The organism is Pseudomonas sp. 14P5.3.2, from assembly GCF_057799175.1.
In genome coordinates, this window is sequence record NZ_JBYOKU010000026.1 from 20019 (window position 1) to 35433 (window position 15415).

The 15415-nt window shown below is 60.1% G+C and carries 12 protein-coding genes, 6 tRNA genes and 1 pseudogene; 8 read left to right on the top strand and 11 right to left on the bottom strand.

Going from position 1 to position 15415, the window contains the following annotated elements; genetic code table 11:
* The first annotated feature begins 10 nt into the window (after positions 1-10).
* The 4 genes from AC27VU_RS19800 (at position 11) to AC27VU_RS19815 (ending at position 4078) form a co-directional block, all read left to right on the top strand.
* Positions 11-637: an alanyl-tRNA editing protein gene (locus AC27VU_RS19800; RefSeq protein WP_103521103.1), complete on the top strand. Its 627-nt coding sequence runs from the start codon at positions 11-13 to the stop codon at positions 635-637.
* Between the two features lie 90 nt (positions 638-727).
* On the top strand, positions 728-1498 hold the full coding sequence (locus tag AC27VU_RS19805) for a 2OG-Fe(II) oxygenase (RefSeq protein WP_488724737.1): 771 nt from the start codon (positions 728-730) through the stop codon (positions 1496-1498).
* Between the two features lies 1 nt (position 1499).
* Entirely contained in the window at positions 1500-2138 is a 639-nt protein-coding gene (locus AC27VU_RS19810) for a LysE family translocator (RefSeq protein WP_338802704.1), read from the top strand.
* A 200-nt stretch (positions 2139-2338) separates the two neighbouring features.
* Positions 2339-4078 carry a dipeptidase gene (locus AC27VU_RS19815; protein ID WP_488724738.1) on the top strand — a complete coding sequence of 580 codons (1740 nt, stop codon included), beginning with the start codon at positions 2339-2341 and terminating at the stop codon, positions 4076-4078.
* A gap of 131 nt (positions 4079-4209) precedes the next feature.
* Here AC27VU_RS19815 and AC27VU_RS19820 read toward each other — a convergent pair.
* The 6 genes from AC27VU_RS19820 to AC27VU_RS19845 all read right to left on the bottom strand — a co-directional run bounded on the left by AC27VU_RS19820 (position 4210) and on the right by AC27VU_RS19845 (position 4831).
* Positions 4210-4285, bottom strand: a tRNA-Gly gene (locus AC27VU_RS19820).
* 2 nt (positions 4286-4287) lie between these two features.
* Positions 4288-4363, bottom strand: a tRNA-Glu gene (locus AC27VU_RS19825).
* Between the two features lie 55 nt (positions 4364-4418).
* Positions 4419-4494: transfer RNA gene (locus tag AC27VU_RS19830), tRNA-Gly, on the bottom strand.
* Positions 4495-4497: 3 nt separating this feature from the next.
* A tRNA-Glu gene (locus AC27VU_RS19835) sits at positions 4498-4573 on the bottom strand.
* 104 nt (positions 4574-4677) lie between these two features.
* Positions 4678-4753, bottom strand: a tRNA-Gly gene (locus AC27VU_RS19840).
* Positions 4754-4755: 2 nt separating this feature from the next.
* A tRNA-Glu gene (locus tag AC27VU_RS19845) sits at positions 4756-4831 on the bottom strand.
* Positions 4832-5215: 384 nt separating this feature from the next.
* Here AC27VU_RS19845 and AC27VU_RS19850 point away from each other — a divergent pair.
* On the top strand, positions 5216-5974 hold the full coding sequence (locus tag AC27VU_RS19850; protein ID WP_177434685.1) for a hypothetical protein: 759 nt from the start codon (positions 5216-5218) through the stop codon (positions 5972-5974).
* A 743-nt stretch (positions 5975-6717) separates the two neighbouring features.
* On the opposite strand, the gene AC27VU_RS19855 is transcribed toward AC27VU_RS19850, so the two are convergent.
* The 4 genes and pseudogenes from AC27VU_RS19855 to AC27VU_RS19870 form a co-directional block, all read right to left on the bottom strand.
* Positions 6718-7599 (bottom strand): methyl-accepting chemotaxis protein, encoded by an 882-nt coding sequence (locus AC27VU_RS19855; protein ID WP_400498071.1) that lies wholly within the window; start codon positions 7597-7599, stop codon positions 6718-6720.
* Between the two features lie 27 nt (positions 7600-7626).
* A pseudogene (locus AC27VU_RS19860) lies at positions 7627-8685 on the bottom strand (methyl-accepting chemotaxis protein); the annotation flags it as partial.
* A 108-nt stretch (positions 8686-8793) separates the two neighbouring features.
* Entirely contained in the window at positions 8794-10146 is a 1353-nt protein-coding gene (locus AC27VU_RS19865) for an aminotransferase-like domain-containing protein (RefSeq protein WP_488724739.1), read from the bottom strand.
* A gap of 193 nt (positions 10147-10339) precedes the next feature.
* Positions 10340-11101 (bottom strand): SDR family oxidoreductase, encoded by a 762-nt coding sequence (locus tag AC27VU_RS19870; protein WP_003227117.1) that lies wholly within the window; start codon positions 11099-11101, stop codon positions 10340-10342.
* A gap of 239 nt (positions 11102-11340) precedes the next feature.
* On the opposite strand from AC27VU_RS19870, the gene AC27VU_RS19875 reads away from it, so the two are divergent.
* A complete protein-coding gene (locus AC27VU_RS19875) occupies positions 11341-12345 on the top strand; it encodes an NADP-dependent oxidoreductase (RefSeq protein WP_003227119.1) in 1005 nt (334 codons plus the stop codon).
* Positions 12346-12486: 141 nt separating this feature from the next.
* Here AC27VU_RS19875 and pyrF read toward each other — a convergent pair whose 3' ends face one another.
* Positions 12487-13185, bottom strand: a complete 699-nt coding sequence (pyrF, locus tag AC27VU_RS19880) for an orotidine-5'-phosphate decarboxylase (RefSeq protein ID WP_262141620.1) — start codon at positions 13183-13185, stop codon at positions 12487-12489.
* A gap of 294 nt (positions 13186-13479) precedes the next feature.
* Here pyrF and AC27VU_RS19885 point away from each other — a divergent pair, with 294 nt between their 5' ends.
* Positions 13480-14229, top strand: a complete 750-nt coding sequence (locus tag AC27VU_RS19885; RefSeq protein ID WP_003227123.1) for a response regulator — start codon at positions 13480-13482, stop codon at positions 14227-14229.
* On the top strand, positions 14229-15278 hold the full coding sequence (locus AC27VU_RS19890; RefSeq protein ID WP_003227125.1) for a sensor histidine kinase: 1050 nt from the start codon (positions 14229-14231) through the stop codon (positions 15276-15278). Before AC27VU_RS19885 ends, AC27VU_RS19890 begins: the two co-directional genes overlap by 1 nt.
* Positions 15279-15415 lie beyond the last annotated feature (137 nt).

Consider the following 15415-nt stretch of genomic DNA (forward strand, 5'->3'; position numbering starts at 1 on the left):
GGCATGGAATATGACGCTTCGCCTCTTTTTCCATAGTGATGACCTCAAGGCCAATGTGGAAGTCCTCGACTGCACGCCCCATGAGAACGAATTTGCCGTGGTGCTGCGCGCCACCCTGTTTCACCCGCAAGGCGGTGGTCAGCCTTGTGATACCGGCATGATCGGCGAAAGCCAGGTGCTGCGCGTGGTGCAGGAACCCGACCGGATCGTGCATTACGTCGATCGTCCGGTGAAACTGGGCATGACCTGTATTCACGTCGATGAACAACGTCGCCGCTACAACACCCGCATGCATTCTGCCGGGCATTTGATCGGGCATTTCGTCCAGGCCATGGGCTGGACACCAATCAAGGCGCACCACTGGCCAGACGAAGGCCGGGTGCAGTTCAAACCGGGCGATGCCGCTCAGGAACTCGACGCACCAACCGTTCAACACGGAATAAGTCAGTGGATCGAGCACGATCTGCCGCGCCTGACCTCGCTGCGCGAGGGCGCGCGGGAAATTGGTTTTGGCGAACTGCCGGCCTACGGTTGCGGTGGCACCCATGTACGCAGCCTGAAGGATTTGGGCACAGTCACGATCGCCTCCCTTTCGCAGAAGAAAGGCACGTTATCCGTCCACTACAGCGTGGATTAAGCATCTCGGGCGTTGCGCCACGCAGCGTCCGACGCCGGGGGAACCGCATTCGCCGGTTCCGTTGACTATCGATAGATGGACCTAAAAACAATGATGCTAGACGTCGAGCGTCTCGATGAGACGTGCATAAAAAAACTGGCCAACGAAGAAGTCCTCGCCATCCGCGTCAAAGGCTTTTTGCCCGAGACGCTGGCGATCCAGATTGGCGACAAGATTCTGGCTCCGGGCTTCGAGGGCTACATCAACGCGCCGAGCATCGGCCGGATCGGCATGGCGTTTTACGAGGCGGAAAACCAGCCGTTGCTGATCGAGGACTACTTCGAACGCGCCGCCAGTAACATCGCCGAACTGCGCGAGCGTTGTGCGCCCTACTCCTCGCCGGTCGACACCCTGCGCTGCATGCTCGATGAGTCATGGCCGGCCGGTGCCCATCTGGAAAACCTCTACGGCCGCAAGATGTACGTCGGCCTGTCACGGGTGGTCAAACCCGGCGTGTGCTTTCTTGCCCATCACGACATTTTCGCCAAAGACGCCCCGGACAGCTTTCAGGCCCGCAGCCTGGAGGCGCAGTTCGCCTGCAACGTCTACCTGAACATGCCGACCGAAGGCGGCGCGCTGCAGATGTGGGACGACGACATCACCCCGGATCAGTTCGACGAGATGCGCGGTGACAGTTACGGCATCGACCCGTCGCTACTCGGCCCACCGACCCTTGAAGTGCGGCCGCAACCGGGAGATTTCATCATGTTCAATTCGCGCTGCATGCACTCGGTCACCCCGGGCGTGGCAGATCCGCGACTGAGCCTTTCGTTCTTTGTCGGCTATCGCGGCAATGCTTCACCCCTGACCTTCTGGAGCTGAGATGTTATCGAACTACCTGGGCGAGTTTCTGGCGCTGGCCACCATTCACTTTCTGGCCGTGGTCGCTCCCGGCCCGGACTTCGCTGTCACCATCCGCCAGAGCGTACGCTTCGGCCGACTGGTGGGGATCTGCACCGCACTGGGGATCGGCGCCGGTATTTCCGTGCACGTTCTCTACACGTTGCTCGGCGTTGGCGCTCTGATGCACACCACACCGTGGTTGCTGACGGTGGCCAAGGTGATCGGTGGCGCGTACATCTTTTACCTCGGCATCAGCCTGATTCGCAGTAAACCGAAAACCACGCTTGAGGGCGAGAAAAGCACGGACGAACCACTGGTTGCGCAATCGCTGTTCAAGGCGTTCAGCACCGGTTTTCTGACCAATGCCACCAATCCCAAGGCCACGCTGTTTTTCCTGGCGATCTTCACCACCATCATCAGCGCCAGCACCCCGCTGGAAATCCAGGCGCTGTACGGGGTGTGGATGTGCTTCGTGAATGCGCTGTGGTTTGTGATCGTCGCGCTGTTTTTTTCCAGCAGCCGGGTGCGAACCCTGTTCATGCGCATGGGTCATTGGTTCGAACGCAGCATGGGCGTGATCCTGATTCTGTTCGCCGGCAGGCTGGTGCTGTCGATGTAAAAGCCGCGTTCAAAGCAAAGGCCCGATCGGTTGAACGCCGATCGGGCCTTTTTCGTTTGTGCGCCGCTTTTGCATTTCTGTGCGACGGATCCCACTTCAGGGGCTCCCCTTCAACACCTTCGCGGTGTTAGTTTGGAAAAGATTTGTTTCATCTTTCAAACACTTCCCACTCAACTGCCTGCAAAGGAATGCCCATCGCAATGCATTTTTCCCTCAAGCGTCTGGCTGCTGCCAGCCTGGTTCTGGCCAGTCTCTCGTCGTTCACCCTGCCTGCTCAGGCCAACATCACCCCCGAGCAAAGCGCTGCGCTCCTCAAGACCTTCAGCGATACGACGGTCAGCGATTTTCGTCAGTTTCTCGGTGCCGTAGCCAAGAGCGATCTGAGCAAGACCGACAACCTCGCCCCGGCGATCAATGGCTTTCTCGACAACAAGACCCTGACCGCCGAACAGCAGAACGAGATCTATCGCCTGCTGGGCATCTACACCCGCGTGAAGTACGGCAAAGCCGCCCTCGAAACCCTGCGCGAACTGGTGGAAATCCCGACCTTCCAGAAAGAGGGCGTGGCCCAGCACGACAATCCGGAGTTCATCAAGATCGCCGAAAAGATCAAGAACCTGGCCGAATCGTTCAACCTGAAGTTCCGCAACGTCGACAACCGCGTCTATGAAATTTCCCTCGACGGCAGCGGCGACGAAGTTGTGGGCATTCACGCGCATGCCGACGTGGTGCCGGTCACCCCGGAAAACTGGGTACTGAAAGACGGTACCAAACTCGATCCGTTCAAAGTCACACTGATCGGCGACCGCATGTATGGCCGCGGCACCGAGGACGACAAGAACGGCATCGTCGTCGCGATGTACGCGATGAAAGTGATCAAGGAAGAAAAGCTGCCGCTGGCACGCAACTTCAAACTGCTGGTCGACACCACCGAAGAAACCTCCGGCGACGCGATCCCGTATTACTTTGAACACAACCCGACGCCGAACTACAACATGGCGCTGGACGGCGGCTATCCGGTGGTCATCGCCGAAAAAGGCTACGGCATCGTCATGGCCAACTTCCCACTGCGCAAGGCTGAAGGCAGTGGCGCAGAAATCATCTCGATGACCGGCGGCCTGGCGACCAACCAGATTCCATCGGTTTCGGTTGCTACCCTCGTCACCGACAAGCCTGAGCAACTAGCGGCGAGCCTGCAAAAGGCCGGCAACGAGTACGCGAAAAAACACGGCGGCAACTTCGAAGTCGCGGCCAAGGTTGACGGCAAAGACGTCAAACTGACGATTACCGGCGTATCAGCGCACTCCTCCGAGCCCGAGTCCGGCGTCAATCCGGTCGCGCGGATGCTCGACTTCATCAACAGCCTCGACGGCAAGGTGGCGCTCAAGCACAACCAGATCACCGACGCTGCACGCTATGCGTCCAACAATTGGGGCCTGGATTACCTGGGCAAGAAACTCGGCGTGGGTTTCTCCGATTCGTTCATGGGTCCGTTGACCACTTCCCTGACCTATGTGGGCGTCGACGACAAAGCCTTCAAACTGGCGGTCAACCTGCGCGTGCCGAAGGGTAAATCACCGGAGGTACTGAAGAAGGAAATCGCTGACAAGCTCACGGCCTGGAGCAAGAAAACTCACGTCGCCGTGGACTTCACCTATTCGATCGCCGAACCGATGTACCGCAATCCGGAAGGCGAATGGGTGAAAGCACTGCTGGCGGTAGCCACTGAAAACCTGGGCATGAAGCACGAGTTCGGTACGTCTGCCGGCGCAACGTCGGTGCATGAATTGCCGAACGGCGTGCAATTCGGCCTGGCCCGACCTGAAGTCAAATACACCGGCCATACCGATGGCGAGTTCAAGACGGTTGACCAGTTCCTGCTGGACCTGCAGATCGTCACGGAAATGATGGGGCGTGTCGGGCAACTGCCGAAGCTCTGATAAGACACGGGCCCGTGATTCAGCGGGCCTGACGTGAAAACAAAAAAGGACCCGAAGGTCCTTTTTTGTTGCGCGACAAATACTGCACAAACAAAAACGCCGATCATCACTGATCGGCGTTTTTGTGAAATTGGAGCGGGAAACGAGACTCGAACTCGCGACCCCGACCTTGGCAAGGTCGTGCTCTACCAACTGAGCTATTCCCGCAATGGCGTCCCCTAGGGGACTCGAACCCCTGTTACCGCCGTGAAAGGGCGGTGTCCTAGGCCACTAGACGAAGGGGACAGGCTACAACTTTCACTAATAAAAACGCCGCTCACTGAGCGGCACTTTTAGAATTTGGAGCGGGAAACGAGACTCGAACTCGCGACCCCGACCTTGGCAAGGTCGTGCTCTACCAACTGAGCTATTCCCGCAAATGGCGTCCCCTAGGGGACTCGAACCCCTGTTACCGCCGTGAAAGGGCGGTGTCCTAGGCCACTAGACGAAGGGGACACGCTACCCGGAACACATGGTGTGTGTTTCGGTGTCCAGATCCGCATCCGAAGACTTGGTTCTGGTTTCACTCAGCCCCGCCCGAAAGCAGTGCCGTTTAAAATTGGAGCGGGAAACGAGACTCGAACTCGCGACCCCGACCTTGGCAAGGTCGTGCTCTACCAACTGAGCTATTCCCGCATTGGCGTCCCCTAGGGGACTCGAACCCCTGTTACCGCCGTGAAAGGGCGGTGTCCTAGGCCACTAGACGAAGGGGACACGCTACAACATTCACTCCCTGCGGCGTTTCGCTGTGTGCTTTACGCTGCAAGTGGCGCGCATTCTATGGATGGTTTGAGAGGTCGTCAACCCCCGAATATAAATTTATTTAAATCAATGACTTCGACCTGCTTTACGGGAGCATTCGGGGTTTTCCGTCGCCCGACGATTGACGCCTATATTCCGCCACTCGCCAAGACGCTATAGTCCACCGCTCAGTGATGGCAATCTGCACTTCCAGCGCCAGCATTCATATAAGCAGTGCGCAGCCGATACAGATTGAAGCTGCCGATCCAACTCGTCGAGCGGCGCTAGGCGCCTAAATGCCCAGCCACTAAACTCGCACGCGAACCCTATAAAGAGGTCTTACCGGTGACACCACTCATGATCACCCTGCTAGTCGTAGCCGGGATCGCAATTCTGATCGCCATTGGCTACATGAACCATGTGGTGGAAAACAACAAACTGGAGAAGGCCCGCACCAAGATCGAACTCAACGATCGCCTGCGCCGCTGCGGCGAACTGACCGAAACTTTCCCCGGCCAGTTCATGACCCCGGCGCTCAAGCTGTTGCTGACCCGTCTGGAATTGAACGTCTGCCAGCGCCTGCTGAACCTGGAAAAAACCAGCGCCACGACCAAAGCACGAATCACCGAACTGAGCGCACTGGTGGCCCAGGGCGAATCGATCCCGGTCAACAACCCACCGGCACCGATCCTGACCGAAGCCAAAGCCAAGGACGTCCGCTTCCTGCTCGAAGCCCTGCACGGCCAGATCACCCGCGCCGCCCACGACGGCTTCCTGCCACCAAACGAAGCCAAACACTGGATCAAAGAAGTCCGCCACATCCTGGTCCTGCTGCACATCGAATTCTTCAACAACCTCGGCCAACAATCCCTGCAACAAAACCAGCCCGGCCAGGCCCGCCTCGCCTTCGAACGCGGCGTGCAATACCTGCGCAAACAGCAAGACCCGCAGATGTACTCGGAACAACTGCAATACCTGGAAAAACTGCTGGCCCGCGCCAACGCCCAGGTCATGGACAAGATTGCTCCAGTCGAAGGCGAAGTGAACCAGTTGACCGAAGGTCTCAAGGAAGTCGAAGCCGATGCGGACTGGAAAAAGAAAGTGATCTACGACTGATTGTCGAAAGTTGAGGAAAAGCCACCGAGAGGTGGCTTTTTTGTGAGTGATGGGCTGACTGCCATTGCGAACATTCAGTTAGAGATTGGTTGGCAGTCAGGCCACCTTCGCGAGCAAGCCCGCTCCCACAGTGGGCATGAGTTTATTCAGTTGGAGATTGGTCGGCTGTAGGGCCGCTATCGCCAGCAGGCTGGCTCCCACAGTGGGATTGAGGGTATTCAGTTGGAGAGTGGTTGGCTGTCAGGCCGTCTTCGCGAGCAAGCCCGCTCCCACAGTGGGATTGAGGGTATTAAGTTGGAGATTGGTCGGCTGTCAGGCCGCCATCGCTGCCAAGCCAGCTCCCACAAGATCAAGATCAAGATCAAAAGATCGCGGCCTTCGGCAGCTCCTACACAGGATGAGCGCAAGCTCGGCTGCAGCTCTTGATCTTGCCGTGCCGGCCCCATCGGCAGGCTGAGTGGAGGGGTTTATCCGGGGGTGGGAGCGCAGCGACGTTTGGCGCAGCCAAACACATCGAGAGGAGGTGCAGCGAAGCAAACCGGAGGCGATGCCCCCGGATGAATCCCGCAACGAAGGAACCCGAGCCTAAGCGAGGGCCGTACGCCGGGGCCAAGCCTTTTGCTTACTTTTCGGCGTCTGGAAAAGTGAGCCGCTGTAAGAGCGGAACCATAAGAAGCCGTTACCGCAGCAACGGATATTCACACCCCCCAACCAAGAACCTGGTCGGCCCAGAGGCCGCCAAGTCAAAGCCGAAAATGCCCAACCATCCCCTTGAGCTCCCCCCCCAACCGCGCCAGCTCAACACTCGAAACCGCATTCCCCCGCATCGCAATCGAAGACTGATCCGCACTCGCGCGAATACTCGTCACACTGCGATTGATCTCCTCAGCCACCGAACTCTGCTCCTCCGCCGCCGCCGCAATCTGCTGATTCATCTGCTGAATCAGCGAAACCGCCGCCGCAATACTGCCCAACGCACTCTCCGTCTGCAGCGCATCACTGACCGCCAGCTTCACCAATTCACCACTGCTCTGAATCTGCTGCACCGACGAATGCGCTGCCGAACGCAAAGCACTGACCAGCCGCTCGATCTCCTCGGTCGATTGCTGGGTACGCCGCGCCAACGCACGAACCTCATCAGCCACCACCGCAAAACCCCTGCCCTGCTCCCCGGCCCGCGCCGCCTCGATCGCGGCGTTGAGGGCCAGCAGATTGGTCTGCTCGGCCACGCTCTTGATCACATCCAGCACCGTGCCGATGTTCTGGATCTGCGCACTGAGGCTTTCGATGCTCGAACTGGCCGACGTCGCCGAATCCGCCAGTTGTTCGATCCGCGCCATGCTCTGGCGCACCACCTGCTGCCCACTCTCGACCTTGCCATCCGCCGTTTGCGCGGCCAGCGCCGCCTCCTCGGCGTTACGCGCCACGTCATGCACGGTGGCGGTCATCTGGTTCATGGCGGTGGCCACCTGCTCGGTTTCTTCCTTCTGGCTGTTGACCTCAAGGTTGGTCTGCTCGGTCACTGCCGACAGCGATTGTGCTGAACTGGCCAACTGTTCAATTCCCGCCTGCAAACCGCTGACGATCGTGCTCAGCCCGGCGCCCATCTGCTGCATCGCCAGCATCAGCTGGCCAATTTCATCACGACGGGTGACCTCTACCCTCGCACTCAAATCCCCGGCCGCAATCTGCTGTGCGACCCGCATCACACTGCGCAACGGCGCGACGATCAACCGGGTAATGACCCACGCGGCAATCAGTCCGACCAGCAATGCCAGCGCCGAAGAACCGATGATCAACACCGAGTTCTTCTTCAGTTCCGCCTGCATCGCGCCATCCTCTGCGCCATACGCCTGATCCACCCGCTCCATCACCTGAGCCGCGCGCTGGTGCAGTTGTTCGTAGACGGTTTTTTCCTGGGCCAGCAGGCCGGTGTACTCGGCGAGTTTGTCGTTGAAACCGGCGATGTGCCCGGACACTTCATTAAGGACTGTCAGGTAGCCCTCATCCTTGACCGTGGTCTTCAACTGCTCGGCCTGAGCCTGGGCCTGAGCGGCCTGCTCGATATTGCCCTTGCCGGCACTGTCGGCATCGCCCTTGCGGCTCTGGTCCAGACGAATTCGCGCCTCGTTCATCGCCTGCAGCATCAACCGCGACACCTGGCTGACCTGACTGGCCTGTTCGATGAACTGCGCACCGTCCTTGCCTTCGGTGTCCTTCAAGGTATACGCGCCATCATCGGCCAGCCCGGCTTGCAGCACATCGAGATTGTTGGCCACGCTGGACACCGACCAACTGGCCATTTCCAGCGCCAGATCCTTGGCCTGGGTCAGCGAGACGAACTCATCGAAAGCCTTGCGATAGGCACCCAATGCTTGCTCGACATCGCCCATCACCGCCACGTTGGCCGGGGATTGCGCCTTGAGTTGCGCCGCCTGGGCCAGCAAACCGTCGACACCTTCGTGCAAGGCATCGACGGTTTTCGGGTTGCTGTGCAGCGCATAGTCCTGCTCCAGCAGTCGCACCTTGAGCAACGCGCTGTTGAGTGACGACATCTGCTTCAGCCCATCGAAACGATGACTGATGGTCTGCAGGGACCAAACACCGATGGCAGCCACCAGCGCAGTCAACAGCAGCACCAGCACGAACCCGATACCCAGTTTCTTCGCCATACCGAGGTTGGCAAAACGTCCTTGCACGGCGGAAATCATTGCGCTTAGTCCCCTGCCAAAGTCTGTTGCCGAAGATTCGCAACGGCCATGGAGCAGCACAAGTCTCTGGCGTCGGAATAATGGCAAAAAGCTACGCACGCGTCGTTTTCAGAACGCTTGAGGTCGATTCACACGGGTGCTGCGAAAAAACTGTCGGGCGCGCGGATCACAGGCATAGGCGACATTGATTCGCTGCCACTCACCGACTTCGCCACTCAAACTGAAAGCCCCCGGCGCACACAGGCGCACGCCACTGCACTGCGCCTGACTGTGCAAGCGGGCAAGATCGCTCAGCGGTGCGCGGGCCCAGATGAACAGCCCGCCGCACGGCTTGCCGAAAACCTCCCAGTCGGCATCTTCCAACGCCTGTAATGCGGCAATCCGATCAGTATTGAGGCGCTGACGCTGACGCTGGACCATTTTGCGATACGCCCCATTGGCCAGGAGACTGGCCAGCACCGCCTCGTTGAAGCTCGAGGCGCCCATGCTGCTGATCATCTTGACCCGCGCCAGACGCGCAATCAGCGAGGGTTCGGCGTACACGAACCCGACGCGCAGCGAGCTGCTGAGCGTCTTGGAAAAACTGCCGATATAAATCACTCGCTCATCGAGTGCCGCCAGGCGCGTACCGTTACCATTGTGCAGGTCGGCGTAGACATCGTCTTCGATCACGCGCACATCGTGGGCGTTGCACAACTGCAGAATCTGTTGCGCCACGCCCAGTGTCAGACAGGAGCCGGTGGGATTGTGGTGATGGCTGTTGATGAACATCGCCACCGGCCGGAATTGCCTCAACAGCGTCTCCAGTGCCTGGGGATCAGGCCCGCTCGGGGTGCGACGCACTTCCAGCAATTGCACGCCATGCAGGCGCAACAGCTCGAACAACGGCGCGTACCCGGGGCTTTCGACCACAACGCAATCCCCGGACTTGAATAGCGTGCGTACCAGCAGATCGAGCGCGTGGCTGGCACCGGAAGTCGTCAGGACCTGTTCTTCCCGGGCCTGGACGCCGATCAGCCTGAGGCGCTTGACGATCTGCTCGCGCAGCGCCGGCAGCCCCAGCGGGCTGCTGTAATTGAACAGGCTAGCCATGTCGGTACGGGCCACCTCACGGATCGCGTAACTCAGGTCATCGGACTCCCGCCAGCTTTGCGGCAAGCCACCTTCGCCGAGCTTCAAACAGTTTTCTGCCGGCCCGCAGTCAATTCCGAGCAACCCGCTGCCGTGCGCGGCCACCATGAATCCGGCGCCCTGGCGCGAGGCCAGAATGCCTTGCGCCACCAAGCGCTCGCAGGCCTCCGCCACACACGACTGACTGAGCAGATTGGCGCGCGCAATCTGCCTGACGGAGGGCAGCCGCGTGCTCGGCGCCACACCACTTCGCGAGATCCACTCGGTCATACCATCAACAATCTGCTGTACGACCGGCACCATTGCCTGTCGGTCAATTCTCAATTCCATGAGCACGCAAACTCCTGTCCGTTTTGCTGGCGGCAGTAAATCACAGCCACGTCCTGCAGGCTGTGCGACAACGCCGTCAAAAGCGACCGTTCTAACCGCTTGATACAAATTGTTTAATGGTTTCACGGAACTGACAGGCAACAACGAGAAAACCCGCACGAAGGCGGGTTTTCCTGGGACTTGCGACAAGACGTCAGAAAGCCGTGACGCCGCCATCCACGGCCAGGGAATGACCGGTGGTGAACGCCGCGCCATCACTGCACAGATACAGCACGGCGCTGGCGATTTCCTCGACTTTGCCGATGCGGCCCACCGGGTGCATCGCATTGGCGAACTCGCCTTTCTTTGGATCGGCCTCGTAGGCGCGACGGAACATATCGGTATCGATCACTGCCGGGCATACGGCGTTGACGCGAATTTTCTTCTTCGCATATTCGATCGCCGCCGATTTGGTCAGGCCGATCACTGCGTGTTTCGACGCCGCATAAATGCTCATCTTCGGCGCCGCACCAAGCCCCGCCACCGACGCGGTGTTGACGATCGCCCCGCCGCCCTGAGCGAGCAACAACGGCAACTGGTACTTCATGCACAACCACACACCTTTGACGTTGACGCCCATGATCGCGTCGAACTCGTCCATCGAGCCGTCGGCCAGTTTGCCTTGCTCGATTTCGATCCCGGCATTGTTGAAGGCGTAGTCCAGGCGACCGTAAGTATTGATCACCTCGTCCATCAGATTCTTCACTTCGCTTTCGACGGTAACGTTGCAGCGCACGAAGGTCGCTTCGCCACCGGCTGTACGAATCAGCGCCACCGTCCCCTCGCCCCCTGCCGCATCCAGATCGGCCACCACCACTTTCAAGCCTTCGGCGGCGAATGCCTGGGCGGTCGCCCGGCCGATACCGTTGGCCGCTCCGGTGACTACGACCACCTGGCCGGAAAACGTCATGCTCATTGTTATGTCCTCGAAGGGAGAGATGCAGGAGGTATTTGCAGAGTCGCAGCATAGCCACCGGGGCGCGCCCCACGTCAGCACTATCAGAAGGCTGTTTATGCCTTCATCCGTCGCAGTGATAAAACCTGTCGGGGGACTATCACTGCACTGGATCATTGCGCATTCGCCGCATCAGCCAACCTTGCAGCATTGGCGTCGAGGGTCTATCAACAAGGCTTCATTCAGTTCGAGTGCCTGCCATGACCAGCCAGACCAATCGCCAGTTCCTCCTCGCCAAACGCCCGGTGGGCGCGGCGACCCGTGAGACGTTTACTTATCAGGAAGTCCCGGTCGGCGAGCCGGGCGCAGGCCAGATACTGGTGAAAAACCAATACCTGTCCCTCGACCCGGCCATGCGCGGCTGGATGAACGAAGGCAAGTCCTACATCCCGCCGGTGGCGATTGGCGAAGTCATGCGCGCCTTGGGTGTAGGCCAGGTCATCGCTTCGAACAACCCGGGCTTTGCCGTCGGGGACTACGTCAACGGCGCCCTCGGCGTGCAGGATTATTTCCTTGGCGAACCCAGAGGTTTCTACAAAGTCGATCCGAAACTGGCGCCGCTGCCGGTGTATCTGTCGGCCCTTGGCATGACCGGCATGACCGCCTACTTCGCCCTGCTCGACGTGGGCGCACCGAAGGCTGGCGACACCGTGGTGCTGTCAGGGGCTGCGGGTGCGGTGGGCAGCATTGCCGGGCAGATCGCCAAGATCAAAGGTTGCCGGGTCGTCGGTATCGCCGGTGGTGCCGACAAGTGCAAATACCTGATCGATGAACTGGGCTTCGACGGCGCCATCGACTACAAGCACGAGGACGTACTGGCCGGACTCAAGCGCGAGTGCCCGAAAGGGGTGGACGTCTATTTCGATAACGTCGGTGGCGACATCCTCGACGCCGTGCTCAGCCGCCTGGCCCCGAAAGCCCGGGTGGTGATCTGCGGCGCCATCAGCCAGTACAACAACAAGGAAGCCGTCAAAGGCCCGGCCAACTACCTGTCACTGCTGGTCAACCGCGCACGTATGGAAGGCTTTGTGGTGATGGACTACGCCGCACAGTACGCCAGCGCCGCACAGGAAATGGCCGGCTGGATGGCCAAGGGGCAGCTCAAGAGCAAGGAAGACATCGTCGAAGGTCTGCAGACCTTTCCGGAGACACTGATGAAGTTGTTCAGCGGGGAGAATTTCGGCAAGTTGGTGCTGAAGGTCTGAAACTTAACTCGACAACACCCTAAAACCATTGTGGGAGCGGGCTTGCTCGCGAAGAGGCCGTGTCAGTCGATATCAATTTCGACTGAACCACCGCATTCGCGAGCAAGCCCGCTCCCACATTGTTGGATCTTGCGTGTTTGATCAGGCCAGTTCGGCCACAACCGAAGCCAGTGCCTTGGCCGGATCCGCCGCTTGGCTGATCGGACGGCCGATCACCAGATAATCGGAACCGGCATCCAGCGCCTGACGTGGCGTCAGGATACGGCGCTGGTCATCTTGCGCACTGCCCGCCGGACGAATCCCCGGGGTCACCAATTGCAGCGACGGGTGCGCCGACTTCAATGCGGTGGCTTCCAGCGCCGAGCACACCAGACCGTCCATCCCGGCCTTCTCGGCCAGCGCCGCCAGACGCAGCACTTGCTCCTGCGGTTCGATATCCAGACCGATACCGGCCAGGTCTTCACGCTCCATGCTGGTCAGCACGGTCACGCCGATCAGCAGCGGTTGCGGGCCGCTGCGCTTGTCCAGCTCTTCACGGCAGGCCGCCATCATGCGCAGGCCACCGGAGCAATGCACGTTGACCATCCACACGCCCATCTCGGCAGCAGCTTTCACGGCCATCGCAGTGGTGTTGGGGATGTCATGGAATTTCAGGTCGAGGAACACCTCGAAGCCTTTGTCACGCAAGGTGCCGACGATTTCCGCGGCGCAACTGGTGAACAGTTCCTTGCCCACTTTGACCCGGCACAGTTTCGGGTCCAACTGGTCGGCCAGCTTCAGTGCGGCGTCACGGGTAGGGAAATCCAGGGCGACGATGATAGGAGTCTGGCAGGCGGACATGGATGGGCTCTCAGGCAAGTCGAAATCGGCGCGCATTGTAGCGGAAGCGGCGGCGGCGCGGCACCCGATGATCGGTAAATCGTCGCCGCTGGCGTGATCAGCTTAGCCTGCGGCGTTATTGTGTCGAATGCGATACACAACCGACACGCGACCAACAAGCGTGCGCGCTAGCCTCGCCAGCCGCAACACGTCCTTACATCAGCACTTCCCGCTTTACGGCCGGACGCCTATGCTGAAACCACCACCTCGCGCCCATCTTGTGGTTGGCGGGCCTACAGGCAGATGAACAGCCCCATGCACAACACCCAAACGACCGTGATTGATGAGCAGAAAGACGACAAGCGCTGGAGCATCCGCGCGTTGATCGTCGACGACGATGTGCCGATTCGCGAGCTGATGATCGACTACCTGGCCCGCTTCAACATCCACGCCAGCGGCGTCACCGACGGCGCGGCCATGCGCCAGGCGATGCAGGCCGAGCATTTCGACGTGGTGGTCCTCGACCTGATGTTGCCCGGCGAAGACGGCCTGTCGCTGTGCCGCTGGCTGCGCGCAGAATCGGACATCCCGATCCTGATGCTCACCGCCCGCTGCGAACCCACCGACCGCATCATCGGCCTCGAACTGGGCGCTGATGACTACATGGCCAAACCGTTCGAACCACGGGAACTGGTGGCGCGGATTCAGACTATCCTGCGCCGGGTACGTGACGATCGCACCGAACAGCGGGCCAACATCCGCTTCGACAACTGGCGCCTGAACAGCGTCCTGCGCCAGTTGATCGCCGACGATGGCCTGGTGGTGCCGCTGTCCAACGCCGAATTCCGCCTGCTCTGGGTCTTCATCGAACGCCCGCGCCGCGTTCTCAGCCGCGAACAACTGCTGGACGCCGCCCGTGGCCGTTCGATCGAGGCGTTCGACCGCAGCATCGATTTGCTGGTGTCGCGCCTGCGGCAAAAACTCGGCGACGACCCGAAAGCCCCGCAGTTGATCAAAACCGTGCGCGGTGAAGGTTACCTGTTCGACGCACGAGACATCGGCTGATGCGAGGGCGCTTCGACACGCTGTTCGGCCGCCTGTTTGGCATGCTGTTCGTGGCGATCGTCCTGGCGCACCTGCTGGCCTTTGCCTGGTTTCATCACTATGGGCCACCCCCACCGCCGCCCCCGCCGGAGTTTGCCGAGGGCGTCGACGGCCAACGGCCACCACCGGATCCACGTTTCGCCCATCGCCCGCCGCGTCCGTGGTTCGGCGGACCGCTGGTGCCGCTGACCTTCCAGTTCATCTCGTTGATGATCGCCGCGTGGTACGGCGCCAAACTGCTCAGCCGGCCGATCCAGCGCCTGAGCGACGCCGCCGAACGCCTCAGCGAAAACCTCGACAGCCCGCCGCTGGACGAGTCCGGCCCGCGTGAAGCCAGACAAGCCGCGAACACCTTCAACCTGATGCAACAACGCATTCGCGAACAGGTGCAGCAGCGAGCACGCATGCTCGGCGCCGTCTCCCACGACCTGCGCACTCCGCTGTCGCGGTTGAAGCTGCGCCTGGAACAGATCGACGACGAAAAACTGCAAGGCCAGATGCGCCAAGACCTCAACGACATGATCGGCATGCTCGACGCCACCCTCACCTACCTGCACGAACAGCGCACCAGCGAAGCGTTGCAGTTGATGGACGTGCAGGCGCTGGTCGAATCGCTGTGCGAAAACGCTCAGGATCAGGGCGCCGACGTTGACGTCAGCGGCCATTGCGCACCGCTGCAGGTGCAGCCGATGGCGCTGCGCTCGTGCATCAACAACCTGATGGACAACGCCCTGCGCTATGCAGGGCAGGCGCGAATCGAATTGCAGGATCAACGCGAGCAACTGCTGATCCGCGTGATCGACCACGGCCCGGGCATTGCCGAAGACAAGCGCGAGGCGGTGTTCGAACCGTTCTATCGCCTGGAAGGCTCACGCAACCGCAACTCCGGCGGCGTCGGCCTGGGCATGACCATCGCCCGCGAGGCAGCGCAGCGTTTGGGTGGCCAGTTGAATCTGGAAGAAACCCCGGGTGGCGGCCTGACCGCAATCATCCGCCTGCCGCGCTCCTGAGAAACACACCTATCCCCCTGTGGGAGCGGGCTTGCTCGCGAAAGCGGTGTCTCAGTCGACTTCTGTGTTGAATGATCGGCCGCCTTCGCGAGCAAGCCCGCTCCCACAGGTTTCAGTGGTGTTCACTCCATCGTGTA